This is a genomic window from Enterococcus sp. B2E4 (assembly GCF_030499455.1).
In the GTDB taxonomy this organism is placed as follows: domain Bacteria; phylum Bacillota; class Bacilli; order Lactobacillales; family Enterococcaceae; genus Enterococcus_D; species Enterococcus_D casseliflavus.
On record NZ_JAUKPK010000011.1, the window covers coordinates 115780 to 136973 of the forward strand.

At 42.1% G+C, this 21194-nt stretch carries 21 protein-coding genes and 1 tRNA gene; 20 read left to right on the top strand and 2 right to left on the bottom strand.

What is annotated here, in order from left to right; all coding sequences use genetic code 11:
* Window positions 1–23 precede the first annotated feature (23 nt).
* The 8 genes from Q1X33_RS08640 (at window position 24) to Q1X33_RS08675 (ending at window position 7163) form a co-directional block, all read left to right on the top strand.
* Window positions 24–2738, top strand: coding sequence for a sigma 54-interacting transcriptional regulator (locus tag Q1X33_RS08640; protein WP_005229469.1), 2715 nt, complete (start codon window positions 24–26; stop codon window positions 2736–2738).
* 134 nt (window positions 2739–2872) lie between these two features.
* The gene (locus Q1X33_RS08645; protein ID WP_005229471.1) at window positions 2873–3190 is read left to right on the top strand and encodes a PTS sugar transporter subunit IIB; all 318 of its coding nucleotides are present in this window, start codon (window positions 2873–2875) and stop codon (window positions 3188–3190) included.
* 37 nt (window positions 3191–3227) lie between these two features.
* Window positions 3228–3545, top strand: coding sequence for a PTS lactose/cellobiose transporter subunit IIA (locus Q1X33_RS08650; RefSeq protein WP_005229473.1), 318 nt, complete (start codon window positions 3228–3230; stop codon window positions 3543–3545).
* An 81-nt stretch (window positions 3546–3626) separates the two neighbouring features.
* A complete protein-coding gene (locus Q1X33_RS08655; RefSeq protein WP_005229475.1) occupies window positions 3627–5024 on the top strand; it encodes a PTS sugar transporter subunit IIC in 1398 nt (465 codons plus the stop codon).
* 68 nt (window positions 5025–5092) lie between these two features.
* Window positions 5093–5314: a hypothetical protein gene (locus Q1X33_RS08660; RefSeq protein WP_005231914.1), complete on the top strand. Its 222-nt coding sequence runs from the start codon at window positions 5093–5095 to the stop codon at window positions 5312–5314.
* 12 nt (window positions 5315–5326) lie between these two features.
* Complete coding sequence (locus Q1X33_RS08665) at window positions 5327–5521, top strand: hypothetical protein (protein ID WP_005236946.1); 195 nt, start codon at window positions 5327–5329, stop codon at window positions 5519–5521.
* Window positions 5508–5921 (top strand): DUF3284 domain-containing protein, encoded by a 414-nt coding sequence (locus Q1X33_RS08670; protein WP_005229481.1) that lies wholly within the window; start codon window positions 5508–5510, stop codon window positions 5919–5921. The genes Q1X33_RS08665 and Q1X33_RS08670 overlap by 14 nt, the downstream gene beginning before the upstream one ends.
* Window positions 5922–5981: 60 nt before the next feature.
* Window positions 5982–7163 carry an enhanced intracellular survival protein Eis gene (locus Q1X33_RS08675; RefSeq protein ID WP_005229482.1) on the top strand — a complete coding sequence of 394 codons (1182 nt, stop codon included), beginning with the start codon at window positions 5982–5984 and terminating at the stop codon, window positions 7161–7163.
* A gap of 76 nt (window positions 7164–7239) precedes the next feature.
* Here Q1X33_RS08675 and Q1X33_RS08680 read toward each other — a convergent pair.
* Window positions 7240–7311 (bottom strand) — tRNA-Arg (locus Q1X33_RS08680).
* Between the two features lie 69 nt (window positions 7312–7380).
* Between Q1X33_RS08680 and Q1X33_RS08685 the strand changes: the two genes are divergently transcribed.
* From Q1X33_RS08685 to Q1X33_RS08705, 5 genes are all read left to right on the top strand, one after another.
* Window positions 7381–8313 (top strand): hypothetical protein, encoded by a 933-nt coding sequence (locus Q1X33_RS08685; RefSeq protein ID WP_005229489.1) that lies wholly within the window; start codon window positions 7381–7383, stop codon window positions 8311–8313.
* 96 nt (window positions 8314–8409) lie between these two features.
* A complete protein-coding gene (locus Q1X33_RS08690; RefSeq protein ID WP_005229491.1) occupies window positions 8410–9105 on the top strand; it encodes a ThuA domain-containing protein in 696 nt (231 codons plus the stop codon).
* 107 nt (window positions 9106–9212) lie between these two features.
* A complete protein-coding gene (locus Q1X33_RS08695) occupies window positions 9213–10337 on the top strand; it encodes a hypothetical protein (RefSeq protein WP_005229492.1) in 1125 nt (374 codons plus the stop codon).
* Between the two features lie 278 nt (window positions 10338–10615).
* Complete coding sequence (locus tag Q1X33_RS08700; protein ID WP_003126918.1) at window positions 10616–10816, top strand: cold-shock protein; 201 nt, start codon at window positions 10616–10618, stop codon at window positions 10814–10816.
* 109 nt (window positions 10817–10925) lie between these two features.
* The gene (locus Q1X33_RS08705; RefSeq protein ID WP_010749341.1) at window positions 10926–11558 is read left to right on the top strand and encodes an HD domain-containing protein; all 633 of its coding nucleotides are present in this window, start codon (window positions 10926–10928) and stop codon (window positions 11556–11558) included.
* A 99-nt stretch (window positions 11559–11657) separates the two neighbouring features.
* Here Q1X33_RS08705 and Q1X33_RS08710 read toward each other — a convergent pair whose 3' ends face one another.
* Window positions 11658–12428, bottom strand: a complete 771-nt coding sequence (locus tag Q1X33_RS08710; protein WP_005229498.1) for an SDR family NAD(P)-dependent oxidoreductase — start codon at window positions 12426–12428, stop codon at window positions 11658–11660.
* A 212-nt stretch (window positions 12429–12640) separates the two neighbouring features.
* Between Q1X33_RS08710 and Q1X33_RS08715 the strand changes: the two genes are divergently transcribed.
* From Q1X33_RS08715 to Q1X33_RS08745, 7 genes are all read left to right on the top strand, one after another.
* Window positions 12641–15397 carry a helicase C-terminal domain-containing protein gene (locus Q1X33_RS08715; RefSeq protein WP_005229500.1) on the top strand — a complete coding sequence of 919 codons (2757 nt, stop codon included), beginning with the start codon at window positions 12641–12643 and terminating at the stop codon, window positions 15395–15397.
* A gap of 48 nt (window positions 15398–15445) precedes the next feature.
* Window positions 15446–15946: a DUF5590 domain-containing protein gene (locus tag Q1X33_RS08720; RefSeq protein WP_005229501.1), complete on the top strand. Its 501-nt coding sequence runs from the start codon at window positions 15446–15448 to the stop codon at window positions 15944–15946.
* 50 nt (window positions 15947–15996) lie between these two features.
* Window positions 15997–17190, top strand: a complete 1194-nt coding sequence (locus Q1X33_RS08725; protein ID WP_005229502.1) for a pyridoxal phosphate-dependent aminotransferase — start codon at window positions 15997–15999, stop codon at window positions 17188–17190.
* A gap of 43 nt (window positions 17191–17233) precedes the next feature.
* Complete coding sequence (gene asnS / locus Q1X33_RS08730) at window positions 17234–18532, top strand: asparagine--tRNA ligase (protein ID WP_005229504.1); 1299 nt, start codon at window positions 17234–17236, stop codon at window positions 18530–18532.
* Window positions 18533–18799: 267 nt separating this feature from the next.
* Complete coding sequence (locus Q1X33_RS08735; protein WP_005229506.1) at window positions 18800–19588, top strand: glycosyltransferase family 2 protein; 789 nt, start codon at window positions 18800–18802, stop codon at window positions 19586–19588.
* Complete coding sequence (locus Q1X33_RS08740; RefSeq protein ID WP_301969631.1) at window positions 19588–20418, top strand: glycosyltransferase; 831 nt, start codon at window positions 19588–19590, stop codon at window positions 20416–20418. Before Q1X33_RS08735 ends, Q1X33_RS08740 begins: the two co-directional genes overlap by 1 nt.
* Window positions 20415–21119 (top strand): glycosyltransferase family 2 protein, encoded by a 705-nt coding sequence (locus Q1X33_RS08745; protein ID WP_005229513.1) that lies wholly within the window; start codon window positions 20415–20417, stop codon window positions 21117–21119. The genes Q1X33_RS08740 and Q1X33_RS08745 overlap by 4 nt, the downstream gene beginning before the upstream one ends.
* Window positions 21120–21194 lie beyond the last annotated feature (75 nt).

Sequence of the window (21194 nt, forward strand, 5' to 3'; positions counted from 1 at the left end):
TAAAAAAATGAGGAGGCTATCGAATGAATTCGCGAAAAGAAGAGATTTTTCAAACGATCGAACTGCATAAGCAAGGGTTGACCGCAGTTGATGTCGCTAAAATCTTACAAATCGATCGCAGCAATGCAAGCCGTTATCTCAGTGAGCTTTATAAAGAAAAGAAAATCGGCAAACGTTCCGGCCGTCCGGTTGTTTATGAGCCTTTAGAAGAAACAGTCCATGTGGATGTGTCCTCTGAAGTTAGTTTTGAAAGTCTGGTTGGAGTCCAAGCTTCCTTGAAAGTAAGTATCCAGCAAGCCAAAGCGGCGATCTTATATCCACCTAGAGGACTCCATACCATTATTTTTGGTGAGACAGGTACGGGGAAATCCTTATTTGCCGAATGTATGTATCACTTTGCGGTTGAATCAAATATGTTAGAAAAAGATGCCCCATTCGTATCCTTTAACTGTGCGGATTATGCACAAAATCCGCAATTGTTGTTTGGTCACATCTTTGGCATCAAAAAAGGCGCCTACACTGGTGCGGCAGAAGATAGTCCGGGGTTGATAGCAAAAGCCGATGGCGGCATCCTGTTCTTAGATGAGATCCATCGACTGCCGCCAGAAGGCCAAGAAATGCTCTTTACCTTCATTGATAAAGGGATCTACCGTCCATTAGGGGAAAGTAATCAAGTTCATGAAGCCGCCGTGCAGATCATCGGTGCCACCACGGAATCATCAGAAACCTTTTTAACGACCTTCAATCGGCGAATTCCCATGGCTATTACTTTGCCAAATGTGGAAAGTCGTTCCTTAGATGAACGGTATGAAATCATTTCGTTGTTTATCAAGCAAGAGGCGACCCGTCTGAACCAACGAATCGATGTCGAACGAGATGCGATACTGGCCTTTATGCTCTATGATGCAGAAGGCAATATTGGTCAAATCAAGCGCGATCTTAAACTCGTCTGTGCCAAAGCATTTTTGCATTATCGAACCTATGGAAAAAAACACTTGCTGATTCGAAAAGGCGACTGCTCCTTGCAAGTTCAAAAAGGCTTGTTGAAGATCAAAGAAATGTCGGAACGCTTGGATCGGTTTTTGGATGGCAAAGGCGACTTTCTAAGTTTTGAACCTGGCGACCCAGATGTCGTCTGGTCTCGTGATCCACAACGGAATATGCAAGTGTATAACGAGATCGAAGAAAAAGTCAGCTCGCTGATTGAAACGGGCGTAGCCAATGTCGATCTAGAAAATTTGATCTCTAAAGATGTCGATGCGTACTTTGAAAAGTATGTCGAAGAATTGATCCAAAATCCCGTTCATAAAGAACTGATTCCAGAAGACATTTGGAAACTGACAAATGTTCTTTATGATCTAGCTGGGCAAAGATTGTCTCGAACCTATAGTGAAAAAGCCCGCTTTGCCTTTGCACTGCATTTGCAAAGTACACTGGAACGTGTCAAGGAAGGACATATGATCGTTCACCCAGATTTGAATACAGTCAGAAAAAACTTGAAATCCGAGTTCCAAGTGGCAATGGATCTATCGACCATTATCGAAGAAGAACGCCATGTCGAGATCCCCTTCGATGAGATCGGCTTTATCAGTATGTTTTTAGCGATTCAAGTCAAACAACCCTCGCAACTGCCCCTTGAAAAAGTCGAGATCATTGTCTTGATGCACGGCAAGGCGACTGCCAGCAGTATGTTGGAAACGGCACAAGAGCTGCTTGAAACTGACCACGGCAAAGCGATGAATATGTCTTTAGATATGGAAGTCGGTCAAATGTATGAGCAGCTATTGAACTATGTCACTGACAATAAGGAAAAGATGAGCAACGGCTTATTGCTTTTAACTGATATGGGTTCCCTCAATTCATTTGCGAATTTGATTTCCGAAGAGACCGGGATTCGTACGAAAGCCATCTCGATGGTCAGTACGATGATCGTCTTAGAGGCTTTGCGAATGGCGGAAAGTGGCCGAAGTTTAGAAGACATTTATCAAAACATTCAGCGTTCTTTTGAAACCATCGTGCAAGAACAGTTCCGCACAGTTCGCGAAGCGAAGGGAAATAAAAAGGCAGTCATCGTCACTTGCTTTACTGGAGAAGGTGTCGCTGCCAAACTTTATCAACGAATTTATCCCGTCGTTGATCAATCAAAAGTCGAGATCATTCAAATGCAATTTATTGAAAAAGAAACCTTCAAAAAACATATTGATGGCTTGCTAGAAGAATATGAGATCAAAGCCATTGCGGGCACCGTCGAGATCGATTATCAAAATATCCCGTTCTTTTCCGCCTATGATGTCTTTGATGACAATCGGTTGAATGTACTGAAGCGGATCGTTTCAGATGAAGTGCCGATTGAAAAAATCGTACGTTCATTAGAAAATACTTTAACGCATGTGGGGTCCGTCTATCATCTGATCGAAAGTCTACAACGAATCGTCCATCAAATTCAAAATCAATTGCATGTGATTGTTGAACCTACCGTTGATGCGGGCTTAGTGATTCATTTAGCCTTTCTAGTGGAAAGTTTATTGAAGAAGGAACATTCTCGTACCTTCCCCAATTTGGCGGCCTTCCAAAAACGGTATCGTATCGAAACAGATGTGTTGCGAACTCATTTATTGCAGATAGAGAAAAACTATCAAATCAAAATCTCTGAAGATGAGATCGCCTATTTAACACAAATGTTCTTAGAAAATGAAATAAAAAGTTATGATGAATCCGCACACAATATTAGTGTGTAATGAAAAATCCGTGAGTGTGCAAAATAAAAATTGGTTCAGACCATTGATATATAAAGGTCTGGACTTATTTTTTTTTGGCACGCTTTTTGCTTTATAGTAAAGTGTAACTTACAACAGAAAGGAGCGGATACGCGATGGCGAAAAAAACGATTATGCTTGTTTGTTCAGCAGGGATGAGTACCAGTCTATTGGTGACGAAAATGCAAAAAGCAGCCGAAGCAAAAGGAATGGAAGCAGATATCTTTGCTGTTTCAGCTTCAGAAGCCGACCAACATTTGGAGTCGAAACCAGTCGATGTTCTATTATTAGGACCACAAGTACGATTCATGAAATCACAATTTGAACAAAAGCTAGCACCAAAAGGCATTCCTTTGGACGTGATCAACATGGCAGACTATGGCATGATGAACGGCGAAAAAGTATTGCAACAAGCAGAAACATTAATGAACTAAGATTTTTAGGATCGAAGTGTAAGGAGGATTTTTAAAGATGGATGAGCAAAATTTGGAAGCCATTATGGGATTGATCATGTATGGTGGTAATGCAAAAAGTGACGCAATGGAAGCAATCGCGGCAGCAAAAGAAGGGGACTTCGAATTAGCTGACCAAAAAATCAAAGATGCTGAAGCATCTCTTGTGGAAGCGCATCATTCGCAAACAGGATTATTGACACAAGAAGCGCAAGGCAATCATATGACCGTGACATTGTTGACAGTGCATTCACAAGATCACCTAATGACGTCAATCGCATTTACCGATTTAGCGAAAGAAATCATTGATGTCTATCGACGTCTAAATAACGAATAATCTTTGAACGGATAGAAGTAGTTATTGTCGATGAATCAAAAAATCTTCTTTGACGAATAGAACTTATAGGAGGAATTAAGAATGGATGGATTAACAAGTTGGATGGAGAGACACATTCTCCCAGTTGCAGCTAAAATTGGTGCGCAAAAGCATTTGGTTGCTTTGCGGGATGCCTTTATCGGAATGATGCCAGCAACGATGGCTGGGGCAATTGCAGTATTATTGAACGCCTTCATGCGTGATTTTCCAAACACTTATCTAGGTGCGGACAATGCAATCACCAAATTTTTCACACCAGTGATCGCCGTCAACGGATTAGTTTGGACAGGTACCTTAGCAATCATGGCGGTTATCTTCTCAGCATCTTTTGGCTATAATTTAGCAAAGGCTTACAATGTTGATGCACTATCAGGTGCGTTGGTTTCTTTAGCAGCATTTATTATGGGTATTCCACAATCAGCTTCTCTTTCTTTAGCATTAGAAGAAGCACTACCAACCAACGTAGTAGACTTGATCAACAGCACAAGTGCTACATCAGGATTTGCAGCAGATGGTTCAACGATCAGCGCTGCTGGCTGGGGCTATTTCCCATTTAGTGCTTATATGGGCGGCTCAGGATTGTTTACCGCAATCATCTTTGGTTTCGTTTCAGTTATTATCTTTGCAAAATTGATGCAAAAAAATATTATTATCAAAATGCCAGATTCAGTGCCACCAGCAGTTTCTCGTGCTTTCGCAGCAATTATCCCAGGGATCGCCGGGCTATATGCATCAGGCTTGATTTACTACCTATTTGAACGTTTCGTTGGTATGCCAATTATTGACTGGATCTCCGAATCGATCCAAAAACCATTATTGGGTCTTTCTCAAGGATACTTTGCCGTATTTATCATTGTATTGCTTGTCCATGTTTTGTGGTTCTTTGGCTTACATGGTACAAATATCATGGGACCCGTTTTACAATCGATTTACGGTGTGGCCATGGTTGAAAATACCAATGCTTACCAATTAGGGGAAACAGTTCCTTATAAATGGGTAGCAGGTTCGTTCGAAGCGTTTGTTTGGCCTGGTGGAGCAGGTGTGACTTTAATGCTATTGATCGCAATCTTGCTATTTTCTAAACGTGCCGACTACAAGACAGTTGGTAAACTAGGGATTGGACCTGGTTTGTTTAACATCAATGAACCAGTAATGTTCGGTCTACCGATCGTGTTGAACCCATTGTTTATCATTCCATTTATTGTTGCACCATTAGTTACAGCGACAATTGCTTACTTTGCAACAACATTAGGCTTAGTTGCACCAGTTGTGGTAAATGTGATCTGGGTAATGCCAACGATCCTAAGTGGCTTCTTGGCTACCGGTGGGGACTGGCGTGCAATCATCTTGACGATCATTAATTTGGCTGTAGCTTTATTGATCTGGGCACCATTTATTATTGCTGCCAACAAAATCAACCCAGCAGACCAAGAGAACTAATCAAACGAAGCAAACGTTCTAGATGGGTGATTTCACCCATCTAGCCATCTTTTTTAGGAGGAGAAAAAATGATTATCGTAAATTCCGCAATGCAGCAAGACAACATCAAAGCATTACTTGAGTCTTTGTCAGAAGATGAGATCAAGTATACCTTCAAAGAAAAAAAAGGGATTCAGTTGATTTTTGAAACAACGGCAGATGACAAAGAAAAAGCAGTGAAGCTTGCCAAGGACGCAATCAAAAATACCGATTGGGGCCGAGTACTATACTTCAACGTCGTTAGTCAATAGTGAGGTGATATCATGTTTAAAAATGGATTGTTTTTTATAAGTATCGGTAGTATGTTATTTATATACAGCGCCAATGCGCAGTCAGGTGAATACCACTGGGTGAATCTCATCACGTCAGTCATTCTAATGGCTATTGGAGGAATCATGGCTTCAATTGGACACAAACGCAACAAGAAAGACAAGGAGGCGCAAGATGGAAATCACTAAAAAAATGAATGTACCCGCTGACTTTTTATATAAAACGATCATCGATTCCGTTTTACATGATATTAAACAAGCGACAGATCAAACGTTGACAGAAGACCAATTAGAAGGCTATAGTTATCTAAAACAATTTTATAAAGATAGCAATGCCAACATAACGATTGAAACAGTCAAGAAAAACCAAGCCTATGCGTTCCAAACGGCGACGAAAAAAAATACCTTCCGTGTACACTATCAAATTGAAGCGATAGATGACGCGCATTGCACCTTGCACTATGAAGAAAAAATGACTTCTGAAGGAATGATCCAACAATTGAATGACATGCTCTTAGGCACCATTCTAGGATATTTCAAACGCAAGCAATTTAAAAAAATGTTGAGTATGATGGAAGAAGCATATTAAGGGGTCGACTGACGCCTTTTTTGCGTTTCTTGCGTGTTTTCAAGTAGAGGAGATGAAGGAATGACAGATGTCAAAAAAATGACCGAATTCGGTTCGCAAGAAGTACTGGAATTGGTTTCTTATGCCTTTCAGTGGGAGTTGAATGAAACAAATATCAAGCGCTATCGCAAGCTTGCGGAGAATTCATGGAATTATGGTTCCTACGACGAGGATGGAAAACTAGCGAGCCAAATCATGGCAACTATTTTTGATGTGAATTTTCATGGAACGACCTATCCAATGGCAGGGATCGGTTTTGTGGCTTCTTATCCAGAGTATCGCAGCCAAGGTCGGATCGATCGGATCATGAAACAAATCATTAAAGATTGCTATGAACAAAAAATTGTTCTGTCCTATCTGGCACCTTTCTCCTTTGCGTTTTATCGCAGATATGGGTATGAATATGCCTTTGAACGCACCGTTTATGAAGTTGATGCGCATCAATGGCCCGATGGCAAGAAAGTGAACGGAAGGATTCAACGCATGAATTGGGAGGAAGCACAGCCGATCATTCACGAGATTTATCATCAATTGCCTCGCCATCAAAAAGGTGGGCTGATTCGCCAAGCCTGGTGGGAAGAAATCAAGTTTGTTTTGCGCAGACCGTATACGTTTGCGATTTATCGCAATGAAGCGGGCGTTCCTGAAGGGTATTTGATCTACTTTGTTGAAGGAGGACGCTTTGATATTCAAGAGTGGGGCTATTTGACCGCTGACGCGTATCAAGGATTCAATCGGTTTATCGTTTCCCATGCAGATTCAGTAGCGCAGATCCATTATCGACCAGGGTTTGATGGGGAAGTCCTGCAAGTAAATGCAGCCAAACCATTGGCTCACTACCAAGTGCGCCCGGACATGATGGCACGAGTCGTCGATGTGGAAGGGTTTCTAAAAAGCTATCCATTTACGTTGAAAAAAGCTGGTCGTTTTGCCATAGAAATTCAAGGGGACGAATATGCCCCATGGAATAATGGGTGTTATGAAGTGACGATCGAAAACGATCAGCATCATGTCACGAAAACGACCGCCACCCAGCTGCCAAAAGCAACCTTGTCGATTCAGCGCTTTGTGCAACTGTTTTTGCAGGCACAATCCCTTGATTCCTTGGTCTTTTTCCAGCAAATGGAAACGGAGAAGGAAGCTGCAGTGATGATTCAGGAAAACTTACCAGACGGAAAGCCGATTCTGGAAGATTATTTCTAAGCAAATCGAGGCAGAGGTATTTGCTTTCCAACAAAAAAAGATTCCTTAAAAATAAGGAATCTTTTTCTTCAAAAAACGTTCCCTGCCGGAATCGAACCAGCAACTAATCCTTAGGAGGGACTTGTTATATCCATTTAACTAAGGGAACACAATAGCTATATTTTACCTGTTATTCGTGTTTCTCGCAAGATGAGAAGGAAAAGAAAGGAAGAAAAACATGGTCAAACGATTGATAAGTGCAAACTATAGTGAAATCAAAGAAATGTCGGCGCAAGAATTGAAACAATCCATTAAAGCGAGCGAAGGACGAGTGATAATCTGTGAAACGGTGGTTCAAACCATGCCGCAAGCTGGCGACATCACCAACGCAGAAGTCGCGGCAGCTTTTGGGGCTGACTTGATTTTGTTGAATGGCTTTGATTGTTATCGTCCAGCTATTTTTGGGATGCCTGGTATCACATTGGAGCAGCTGCTTGATCCTACACAGCCCATTGAAAATCCGATTCCTCAACTAAAACAACTGATTGGACGACCTGTCGGCATCAATCTTGAGCCGATCCCAGCTACGACGGAAATGATGAGTGAAAAGATCAGCATCAGTCAAGGCCGAACAAGTTCGGTTGACACCATTAAAAAAGCCCAAGAACTCGGGGTGGACTTTCTTTGCTTTACAGGCAATCCTGGAACGGGTGTGACCAACCGAGAAATCGCTAAAGCAGTTAAATTGGCAAAAGAACATTTCTCTGGGTTGATCATCGCTGGAAAAATGCACAGTGCCGGCTCAGATGAACCTGTGGTTGATCGAGACGCCATCATTTCTTACGCTGAAGCTGGGGCAGATATTTTGTTACTGCCTTCCGTTGGCTCGATTCAAGGCTTTCTAGAAAAGGATCTGATCGAAGCTGTTCAAATTGCCAAACAATATGACTTATTGACGATGTCAGCGATCGGAACGAGTCAAGAAAGCGCGCGTCCAGAAACGTTGCGGCAATTAGCCATTATCAACAAAACTTGTGGGGTCGATCTGCAGCATATCGGTGATGCCGGCTATGGCGGCATGGCACCGACCGAAAATATTTTCGAAACATCGGTTGCAATTAGAGGTATGCGCCATACGATCAATCGTGTCGGGCGTTCAATCAACCGTTAAATCAGAAAAAATTACTAGCGAAGGAAAACGGAGAATCGTTCTGCTTCGCTTTTTGCATTTTTTTCGCTAAGTTAGAAAGAAAGGAGGAAACACAAAATGAAACAAGCATTGATCATTTACGGAGGTTGGGAAGGACACGCCCCAAAAGAAACCAGTCAGTTTTACCAAACGTTGCTGGAGTCAGAAGGATATCAGGTGACACTCGCCTCAGATTTTGAACCTCTCTATCATAGAGAAGAATTAAAAAGGCTGGATCTGTTGATCATGAATTGGACGCGAGGAGAATTGCCTGATGAGCCGCTGCAAAATGTCACTCAGGCTGTAGCAGAAGGGTTAGGATTAGCAGGCGTTCATGGCGGCTTTGCCTCGGCTTTTCAAGCCAGTAAAGGCTGGTTGTTTCTGACTGGCGGCTGTTTTTTGGCACATCCTGGTGGATTGGAAACGACCTATAGCATCGATCTTACGACAGATCACTATATTACGGCAAATACTCAATCGATCCCTCAGTTGACGACGGAGCAATACTATTGTCTGGTTGATCCAGCCGTCACTGTGTTAGCTACCTCAACATTTGCCGCTAAAGATCATCCGAATGCAGCTAACCAAGAAGTCATACTGCCAATGATGTGGATCAAAAAATGGGGCAAGGGCAGAGTCTTTTTTCAATCCATTGGACACAGTCTAAAAGAGCTAGAAGAGCCCACCATTCAGACTTGGACCAAACGAGGCTTTCTATGGGCCACCAGAAATACCTTGGCTGATCCGCTGAAAAATAGCCAGTATATGGAGTAATCAGAAAAACGAATAAGTAAATAAACGCGTGCAATCGTTTTACTTTATGGAAGAAAATAAGCATGGTACACTTTATTTGTATTTGATTAAGCAGGAGGTAATGTGGAATGGGAAAATTTGGAAAAAGTTTTTTATCGCAGGTAATATCTGACGGAATCAAAGGACCATTTGTCACGATCATGCTCAATACGCATGTCGGCCACCAGAATGTCGAAAAGGATCAAATCAAATTTAAGAACTTTGCCAAAGATGCGAAGCGCCGCTTTGAAAAGAAATACCCAGAACATTCTTGGGATCTTTTTCAAACAAAAATTGATGAACTGCTTGCAGATCAATCATTTTGGCGTAACAGTACAACGAGTGTGGCGGTGATTATCACACCAGAAGATGTACTGGTCCATCGGTTAAGTATTCGTGTGGATGATCAATATTATGTAGGGGAAACCCCGTATGTATTAGCTGTCATCAAAAACGCACAATTTAATTACCCATTTTATCTCTTAGCGTTGAATCGCGATTCAATGCAAGTCTATCAAGTTGAAAACAATCAAGTGCGTGAAGTCGAGTTGCCAGAAGAGGCACCGACAACGATCGAAAAAGCGCTGGGGGAAGAAATCACTGGCGGCGGCAACTTTAATTACAGTGCCCAAGGCGGCCCTAACTCAGGGGGAGAAGGCGTCGCTTATCACGGCTTTAGTGCCAAAGATGAAGAAGTCGAGATCGATCACGTCAACTACTACCAAGCAGTTGATGCATTTTTTAAGAATGATTTTTCAAACGAAGAGCATTTACCAATGTATCTTTTTGCTTTACCAGAAAATCAAACGCTGTTTAAAAAAGTGGCAAAAACGAACTTTTTCAAAGCAGAACCAAGCATTTCCTCTTCACCAGCATCGTTATCTTTGAAAGAGATCCAAACGTGTACGCAAAAGCTGATTGCGGAGTTAACACAAAAAGAAGTTGGGGAATACGGCAAGCTGTTGGATCGGAAATTTATTGACCAATTGGTTGATATCGTACCTGCAGCTAAAGAAGGCAGGATCGCCAATCTGTTTGTAGCGACTTCCAATCTCGCCGATGGGTTTGGAGAAGATCCTGACACGGAATACGATCGTCGCCAAGTGTTAAATACGCTGGCAATCGATGTTTTAGAAAATGGCGGCGAGGTATCTATTTTGGAACAAAAAGATGCCCCAGGAGAAAAAAGTTTGACTGCGATTTTGCGCTACTAAACGCAGTTGCGTCCTTCGTAAATAAATCGTTTCCAAAAAAGAAAAGACTGTTGCAGATCTTTAGTGCAGCAGTCTTTTTGCGAATCACAAAAAAATAAAGGCGTTTTCATTTTTTTTGATTTTCTATTAGTCATAAAGAAGATAATGTGCTATAATACAAAGTGTAGTTTTTGTTACGGTAAATTATGGTAGCTTGTTTCATCTTAAACATCTTCCACATTTTCACCTTATACAAGTAATTGCAAAATATGTGTATAAACACAAGGAGGATTTTTATTATGGAAACAGGTACAGTTAAATGGTTTAACTCAGACAAAGGTTTTGGATTCATCACTGCAGAGAACGGTAACGATGTATTCGTTCATTTCTCAGCTATCCAAGGCGAAGGCTTCAAAACTTTAGAAGAAGGTCAAGCAGTGACTTTCGATATCGAAGACGGACAACGTGGCCCTCAAGCGACTAACGTTAACAAAGCGTAATTTGTGAATGCCTTTTAAGAGCAGCTTAGCTGCTCTTTTTTTGTGCGCGTGATATTTGCTTGCTGAGAAAGTAGTTGTTATACTCTTAGAAAAAAAAGGAGGCAAACTGATGGGATTGAATGAATTTATTCTTGGATTGGCTAATTTAGAAAAAATCCAACGAGCACCTGGATTTTTTAAGTTTACCGAGCACAGCGTGGCCGCTCATTCGTTTCGAGTAACCATGATTGCCCAGACCTTAGCCGATATCGAAGAACAAGCGGGAAATCAAGTCGATTGGCAAATTCTTTATGAAAAAGCCTTGAACCATGATTACACGGAACGTTTCATTGGCGACATCAAAACGCCAGTCAAATATGCAAACAAAGAATTGCGGGCGATGTTATCAACCGTTGAAGAAAAAATGACCGATGCCTTCATCGAAGAAGAAATCCCCCAAAGTTTTCAAGCGACGTATCGCAGACGCTTGGCGGATGGCAAAGACAACAGCCTTGAAGGACAGCTGTTGGCAATTGCGGATAAGATCGATCTTTTATATGAATCTTTTGAAGAGATCTCAAAAAGCAACCCCGACAAAGTGTTCAAAGAAATGTTTCGTGAAGCGGTTTTGACGGTCAAAGCGTTTCAGCATCGTCCATGTGTGACCTATTTCTTTGAAGCCATTTTTCCCGAGTTATTGAATGCAGATTTTTATGGCAAGACTGCTTTTCTAGAAGAAATCGCAGCTTTGGTGGAAAAATAAACAAAAAGAAAAAACGAAAAATCAAGAAATGATCCATCTCACAGGTTTTACTTGAAACAAGTGAGGGGAGCAGGTTTGATTTTTCGTTTTTTTGTTGTATTAAAGCAAAGATTCCGCTCCATCAATATAGACTTCCGTTCCAGAAATATTGCCCGCAGCCTCTGAAGATAGAAAAAGCACAAGGTTGGCGACTTGTTCTGGCACGCCTGTTTCTTGTTTTAATGGTCGAGAACGTTCTGGATATTTGACGGGGATCTCAACGCGAGCAACCTCTTCTTCAATTTCTGTGCTGGCATCGATATTCGTTGCGATCGCCCCAGGGCAGATGGCATTGACCCGAATATTATAACCAGAAAGTTCCAGCGCAGCCATTTTTGTAAAGGCGACTTGACCTGCCTTAGATGTACTGTAAGCAGTCCCACCAAAATTGCTGAAGATGCGGTTTCCATTGACTGAACTCGTAATGACAATGCTGCCGCCGTTTGCTTTCATAAATGGGATCGCAGCTTTGACGGTAATAAAGGTACTGCGTAAATTTGTGTTGATTGTCTGGTCCCATTCCGCCACCGTCAATTCTTCGATCGGTGTCCAAGTACCGTTGATGCCGGCATTGACGTGAAGTACATCGAGACCGCCTAGTTCTTCCACAAGACCACTCATCGCTTCTTGCAGCTTCTCTGCTTCAGTGACGTCAACGGCACGATAGTGGGTTTGTGTGTCATAGTCAGCAAGAAACTCCTGCAGCTCCTCTTCGTTGCGATCAATCAACCCAACAAGAGCACCCTGGGCTAGAAATTGTTCTGCCACCGCTTTTCCAATCCCTGAAGCAGCCCCCGTTACAATCACTCGTTTGTTTTTGAAATCATTCATTTTTTTCGCCTCCTTATAGTAAATTATAAAAAAGATCCCTTTTTTTGTCGAAAAAAGCGATCAGCGACGAGTGACAAATTCCTTTGGCTGATAAATACGGATACTAGATAGTAAGGTTCTTCTTCCTGCGAACCCTCGTATCCGATGGGAAAACAGATGTAATCGCCATTGATTTTGTAGTATAATGCAGACAGTGTGCAAGGAGGAATACAATGAAACCCATATACGCTGTGGTGGATCTTGAAACAACAGGAACCGATTCGACGATTGATCGAATTATTCAATTTGGCTGCGTCTTAGTCCAAGATGGCAAGATCATTAATCGTTTTGCCGCAGATATCAACCCTGACCGCAGAATTTCTAAGCAAATTCAACGATTGACACACATCACAAACCAGCAAGTAAGCAAAGCTCCTTATTTCGAAGACATAGCTGACACGATCTACAACTTACTCAGCAATACGATTTTTGTGGCGCATAACATTTATTTTGACTATCATTTTTTAAGCAATGAATTTGTTCGTTGCGGTCTGCCGCCTTTATCGATTCCAGGGATCGATACGGTGGAATTGGCGCAAGTGTTTTTGCCGACAGAAAGCAGCTTTCGCTTAGGTGATCTGGCAGACAGCATCGGCTTTCGTCATGACAACCCGCATCAAGCCGATAGTGATGCAGAAGTGACCGCAGCATTATTTTTATACATTGAAGCAATCATGCGACAGCTACCACGGACGACTCTTAAACAGATTGCACTTTTAAGCGGTCAGATGGGGATGCAAACGAGTGAGTATATTCACGGAATTTTGAAAGAAAAAGGACCAGAGTTGGCGGAAGATTTCGAAGTGATCGACGGCGTTGTCCTGCGAAAAAAAACTGTTCCGCTTTTTGAAGCCACGCATTTTCAAGAAACGTATCCGAAAGTAAAAACGGAAAAAGAACAGCGCTTTGGCGAGCACTTGATCTATCGGAAACAACAAGCACGTTTGATGAATGCGGTGTATACGCATTACACCCAACCAGAGAAAAATTTGATTATTGAAGCAGAAACGGGGATGGGAAAAACCATCGGTTACTTGTTTCCAGCCGCTTATTTAGTGACGCCAGAAAATCCATTGATCGTTAGCACCTCATCGATTCTTTTACAAAATCAGATCATTAGCAAAGACATTCCATTGGTGAACCAAGTACTGCAGCAGCCTTTGCAAGCGGTCTTGGTCAAAAGCCATCGTCATTACATTGATTTGCAGCGCTTTAAAGCGACGCTGGATCAACCGGTAGAACAAAAGCAATACGCCCAATATCAGATGGGGATCTTAGTCTGGCTGACCAAAACAGAAACAGGTGACTTTGATGAGTTGAATTTAGTTCGTCTTGATCATCCTTTATTTACCGACATCCGCCATCGCGGCGTTGCCTTTTTAGCCAAAGATCAACCCTTCTATGAACAGGATTTTGTCCGACATTTATATCAGCGGATGGCGCAAAGCAATGTTTTGATCGTCAACCATGCCTTTTTGATGCAGGAAAACCGGCGAGTGCAGCCGCTTTTGCCAGCGAGTGATTACTTATTGATCGATGAAGCCCAACAGTTGCCGCAGCAAGCAGAAGGCTTTAGTCAACATGTCTTTGACTCTGCTCATTTCAAGCGGCAGTTTTTACAGCTGAATGAAGAAGGACTATTTGAAGAAATTGCCCAGATCATTACCGAGGACGATTTTTTGCAACGGATGTTCTCGTTGTATCGAAACGCGTTGTCGATCTTGGTCGAAACACAAGAGCAGTATTTTCGCAGCTTATCGATCGATGCGCCAGAGTTACAAGTCGTTCAGCATCATGACCTCTATGATGGGTCATTAGAGCAGGACAAGCTACATCAAAAATTGAGCCTCTATTATCAGGAAATCAATGAGATTCAACAGCAGCTGCGTCAGCGATTCGAGTTGACCAATGATCGGTGGTATGCAAGACAACGGATCGTGATTGCCCGTTTATTTGATTTCTTTAGTCAAATGGACGCACAGGAACAAACGGTGACCGCATGGTTGACTTGGTGGCATCCTCGTTACGTTCATTGGTTGAAAAAGCATCCCCAGTCAGGAAATGCTGTGATTGAATTAGCTGATCTAGAAGGGCATTCGATCGTGGAGAGCACATGGTACCAACGCTATCAGCACATCATTTATCTAGGGGGGACATTGAAGATCCCAGGCAACAAAGAATATTTTGCCCATCAGATCGGCTTGACGGATGTGCCAGTCAAAACGATTCCTGCCTTTTATGATTACAGCAAGCAAACGCGACTGTATGTAATCAAAAAAGGTCTCTCGATCCAACAAGCATCAGCTGCCGAATACGCGGATTATTTAGTCGAAGCGTTGGTCCCGATTTTGTTTGACAATCCGCAACCAGCGCTTGTGTTGTTTACGGCGCACGAAACTTTGAAAAATGTCTATGATCGATTGAATAAAAAAGCCCTGCATTATGGCAGAGAAATCGTTGCTCAAGGGACTGGCGGAACCCGTGAGAAAATCTTAAAGAAATTTTTATTAGCGGAAAATGGTATCTTATTAGGGACTAGCAGTTTTTGGGAAGGGGTCGATTTACCAGGACAGGCACTGAAGATCGCTGTGGTGACCCGATTGCCTTTTGAGAACCCTAAACAACCCATGGTCCAAGCACGGCACGCCTTTTTGGAAGCAGAAGGCATTGATTCTTTTAAAGAAGATGCCTTACCTAAAGCGATTTTACGGCTGCGCCAAGCATTGGGGCGCTTGATCCGTTCCGAGGAGGATACCGGCGTGATGGTCGTCCTTGATCGACGCTTGCTATCGACAAAATATGGCAAACGAATGGTCAAAGGCTTACCCAAAAACTTACCTCTGATTGAAGCAAGTCCAACCGAGATCGCCGAAGACATCCAACATTTTTTTGCGCAAGAGGAAAAAGCAGCAGCCGATTTTGAAAAATGAGTTGAACATCTGATATAATGGATTTTATTTAAGATTGGAGTACGAAGTGTGAAAACAAAAGACAAAGAACATCGGCGTGTGGTTATTTTGCTGAGTGCGATCACAGTCTTACTGGTCGTTATTCTCTTCGCTTCTATTTTCTATCTCCGTTCTTCTCGTCCAATGCGACAAGCAAGAAACGAAGCAATCGAAATAGCAGAAAGATACACCGATTTAGCAGAGGTCGAACAATTTTATTGGTTTACCCGTGAGGAAACCTCCTTTAGCATTGTTGGAAAGGATACGAATAACAATGAGATCGTTGTGATCATCCCAAAAAGCGGTGAGAAGGTTTCTGTTTTTAATCAAGCGGATGGGCTGACGGAAGCACAAGCTAAGGCATTTGTTCGCGACAATCATCAAGGTCAGGAAATCCAAAAGGCCGCATTGGGTATTTTTGAAGGCCAGCCAACTTGGGAAGTCATGACGAAAGATGGCGAGGGTCGTTTGAACTATTATTTGATTGGTTTCAAAGATGGCGAAGAAATCAAAGCGATCACTGAACTATAGGAAGACGCTTATGATAGAATGAATTTTGGATCGTAGAAAGGATGATAAACATGGTACTTTCAAAAAGAGCAGAAAAATTGGAACCCTCCGCAACGTTAGCGGCATCTGCTAAGGCAAAAGCGTTAGCGGACCAAGGTGTAGACGTATTAAGTCTAACTGTCGGTGAACCCGACTTTATTACCCCGAAAAACATTCGCCAAGCAGCGATCGCAGCGATTGAGAGCGGCAAGGCTAGTTTTTACACAGCAACTGCGGGGATTCCTGAGTTAAAACAGGCGATTCTTGCTTATATGAAAGAGTTTTATGGTGCTGACTATGATTCAAACCAAGTGATCGTGACAGATGGCGCGAAGTTTGCCCTTTATACGCTGTTTCAAGCGCTCCTTGATGAAGAGGATGAAGTACTCATTCCAGTGCCTTATTGGGTCAGCTATGCGGAACAAGTCCGTTTAGCGCAAGGGACACCTGTGTTTGTTGAAGCCAAGCAAGAAGCCGATTTTAAAGTTTCTGTGGCTCAATTAGAGGCTGCTCGTACAGAGAAAACGAAAGCCATCATTTTAAACTCGCCTGCCAACCCTACAGGGGCGATTTACTCAAAAGAAGCGTTAACGGCAATCGGCAACTGGGCAGTGGAAAATAATATTTGGATCATTGCCGATGATATCTATGGTCGTTTGGTTTATAACGGCAATACCTTTACATCGATCGCAAGCTTATCAGAAGAGATCCGCAAACAAACCATCGTGATCAATGGCGTTTCTAAAACCTATTCTATGACTGGGTGGCGGATCGGATTTGCTGTCGGCGATGCAAAAATCATCAAAGCGATGATCGATATCGCTTCCCAAGCTACTAGCAACCCGCCGGCTGCTAGCCAATACGCAGCAGTTGAGGCACTGACTGGGAATCAAGAATCGATCGAAGTGATGCGTCAGGCCTTCGAAGAGCGCTTGAACAAACTATATCCGCTAATTGCCGCTATTCCTGGTTTTCAGGTGACGAAACCCCAAGGCGCGTTTTACTTGTTCCCAAATGTCAAAGAAGCCATGACGATGTGCGGCTATCAAACCATTGATGCCTTCGTGGAGGCCTTGCTGATGGAAGCCCACGTGGCAGTAGTGACTGGTGCTGGTTTTGGTACACCAGATTATTTACGCATCAGCTATGCAACTGATTGGGACACGTTAGCGGAAGCTACCAAACGAATCCATGATTTTGTTGAAAAGAAACGCCAAAAAGCTTAAAATGCTCTATGGTGCCTTTATTAATTAGATAGGAGAGAATCAAGTGGAATCTATTCAAATTTTAGATGCAAAAAAACACGTTGGCGAAACCGTTCAAATCGGAGCATGGGTTGCTAACAAACGTTCTAGCGGCAAGATCGCCTTTTTACAACTTCGTGACGGAACAGCGTATTTTCAAGGAATCGTTGTAAAAAGTGAAGTAGGGGAAGAAGTTTTCCAATTAGCGAAAAATCTAAATCAGGAAACTGCCGTACTGGTCACTGGGGAAATCAGAGAAGACAGCCGCTCAAAATTCGGCTATGAAATTGGTATCTCTGGTTTAGAGGTTGTTGGGGAAAGCCATGATTACCCAATCACACCAAAAGAACACGGAACAGATTTCTTGATGGACCATCGTCATTTATGGTTGCGTTCCTCAAAACAACACGCCATCATGCAAATCCGAAACGAAATCATTCGGGCAACGTATGAATTTTTCAACAAGAATGGCTTCATCAAAATCGATCCACCGATCCTAACCGGATCAGCACCAGAAGGAACGACTGATTTATTCGAAACCAACTATTTCGATCAAAAAGCATATTTGTCTCAGTCTGGTCAATTGTACATGGAAGCTGCCGCTATGGCGTTTGGCAAAGTCTTTTCTTTTGGACCAACTTTCCGTGCCGAAAAATCAAAGACACGTCGTCACTTGATTGAATTTTGGATGATTGAACCAGAAATGGCCTTTATGCACCAAGAAGAAAGCTTGGAAGTCCAAGAGCAGTACGTGGCATTCTTAGTGCAAAATGTGCTCGATAACTGTGACTATGCATTAGACGTCTTAGGCCGTGACCGTGAAGTCTTGAAAAAATACACCAAATTACCATTCCCACGAATCTCTTACGATGATGCAGTGGCATTATTACAAAAGAACGGCTTTGATGATATTCAATGGGGCGATGACTTTGGCTCACCACATGAGACCTTTATTGCCAATTCATTCGATCAGCCCGTCTTTATCTTAAACTATCCAAAAGCCATCAAACCTTTCTATATGAAGCCACATCCAACGAGAGAAGATGTCGTGATCTGTGCCGATATGATCGCACCAGAAGGCTATGGCGAGATCATAGGCGGTTCTGAACGTGCTATCGATCATGAATACCTGCTAGAACAAATCCGCGCCCACGGCTTGGACGAAAATGAATATTCATGGTATTTAGATCTACGCAAGTACGGCTCAGTTCCTCACACCGGCTTTGGTCTTGGATTAGAACGGACCGTTACCTGGTTATCAGGAATCGAGCACGTAAGAGAATCCATTCCGTTTCCACGGTTGTTGAATCGGATTTATCCGTAATTAAACAAATTTTGTGCGAAAGCGTAAATGATTCACTCATCACACCATCCCTTGCTAGAAAGTCTCTAGCGGGGCTGGTGTTTTTATCTGCTCTTGATGATGAGGGATTACTTCAGAAAAGAAGCAAGCAGCAATCCAAAGGGCGGCTGGGACTGAATAGAAGAAATCGCTTTGCTTGCTCGAGTGTGCTTTTTTTACGCGCGGGGATGTGATATAATAACAAATTGACTAGTATCTCTCATTTTATAACATTAAGGACAATACACTATGGATAATAGAAAAACGAATAAAATAATCATCAGTATTGTGACACATAATAGTCGTGATATATTCAAAACATTGGATCATCTGGAGAAAGAGATAGGAGAGGATCCACGCTTTGAAGTGAAAATATTTGATAATAATTCGAAAGCAGAATACATTGCTAAAATGCAAGATTATCCATTTGTCACTGTCATCTCAGCCAATGAAAATCTTGGATTTGGTCATGGACACAATCAATTATTAATGAATGCAACGCAAGAATACGGATTTATTTGCAATCCTGATATTCTTGTCACGAAAGAATCAATTGAAGGATTATTAAAAAGAATTCAAGAGAATGAAGCAGCTGTCGTAGTTCCTCAGGTTTTGAACGAAGATGGCTCTATTCAGTATTTAGTAAGAAAACGATTAGCTGTATTCGATTATTTCTTGCGATTTATTCCGTTTCATTGGGTAAAAAAAGTATTTAAAAAAAGACTGTCTGCTTATGAGTGCCGTGACCTTCCACAAGATCAAACCAGTTATATCCGAATGGGTTCTGGTTGTTTTATGCTGGTAGAAATCGCTCGCTTTAAAGAAATCGGCGGCTTTGACGAACAGTTCTTTATGTATTTTGAAGACAATGATTTGTGTTTGAGATATGAAAAAGCGGGGTACCGCATTTTGTATACGCCCTTTGAAAAAGTCGTGCACTTATACGGTAAAGGAGCTCATAGAAGTGCAAAACTCTTTTTGGTGTTTATGCATTCGATGATGAAATTTTTTAATAAATGGGGTTGGAGGCTGTTTTGATGAACCGTTTATTTGTAACGATCGTAATGTATGAAAGAAGCTGGCAAGAAGCATCGGCTTCACCGCTTTTGGAAAAAGCGGTGAAGAACCAGCAAATCCAATTGCTGGTTTATGATAACAGTCCACAAAGTCATGATGAGCCTTTTTTTCAGCATCCATTAGTGACCTATTTTCATGATCCAGCCAATCCCGGCCTCTCCAAAGCATACAATAAAGGGTTTAAGTCTGCGTCTAGCGGCGATTTTGATTTGCTGCTTCTCTTGGACCAAGATACGGAGCTGACAAAAGCCTACCTAAACTTTCTTATGGCTGAGACGATCGGAACTGAAATAGGTGCTGTTGTGCCGCTGATTTACAGTGGCACAATACAGGTATCACCGGTCTTAGCTGATCGTTACATCAATCGAAATCTGGCATATCCTGCTATCGGTGAGCAAAAACAGCGGATTATGGCAATCAATTCCGGCACCGCAGTCACTCTCGCGGCTATAAAAAAAATCGGCGGATTCAATGATGCTTTTCCGCTGGATTTTTTAGATCATTGGCTTTTTCTTCGCTTACATCAAGAAGGCTTTCGGTTTTTGATCGCAAACCAAAATCTGAATCATGATCTTTCAGTCATGCATTATAAAACGATGACTAGGGAAAGATATGAGCAGATTCTTACCAGTGAATCGAAATTCTATAGGGATTTCGATAAAGAAAAGAAAAAGGAACATGAAAAACAGCTTTTTTTTCGAACAATAAAACAAGCACTTTCACCCAAAATGTGCCGATTCAGTCGAAGAACATGGAAAGAATACTTGTCATTTAGGAAGGATCATTTATGATATCAGTATGTGTAGCTACTTATAACGGAGAAAAGTATCTTCAAGAACAGCTGGACAGCATTCTAATTCAACTTGCACCTGATGATGAGCTGATAATTTCGGATGACTTCTCTACTGACAAGACAAGAAGTATCCTCGATTCTTATCGCGCAGATCCCCGAATCAAACTTTTGGAAGGACCGCAAAAAGGCATTATCAAAAATTTTGAACACGCAATTAACCAGGCTTCAGGCGATCTGATTTTTTTGGCCGACCAAGACGATGTGTGGCTTCCCGATAAAGTTGCTGATACAAAAGCAAAATTTAATGAAAAAAAAGAGACACAGGTAGTCATTTCTGATTTGAGAATTGTCGATGAACAGCTTGAACTGATTGAACCCTCCTATTTTGCCTATCGGAATGTGAAAGTCGGATTTTTACGAAATTTGCTTAAAAATAAATACATCGGAGCAGGCATGGCTTTTCGAAGAGAGTTGAAGCCATCTATTCTTCCGTTTCCGCAAGCAATTCCAATGCATGATATGTGGATCGGTGCAATGGCAGGCAACCGTATCGAGCTTATCGATAAGCAGTTAACGTTGTATCGCAGACATGAAAAAAATGCCAGTGAAATCAAAACATCCGCTTCATTTGCCCAGCAATTCGTGTGGCGCTGGGGTTTAATCAGAAGCCTGATCATGAGAAAGGTATTTGATAAATAAAAGTTACATTTTCATTTCAAAACTTTGAATTGAATGACAAAGCTTTCTAGAAATGAGATAATGCTGTGGTGAGAA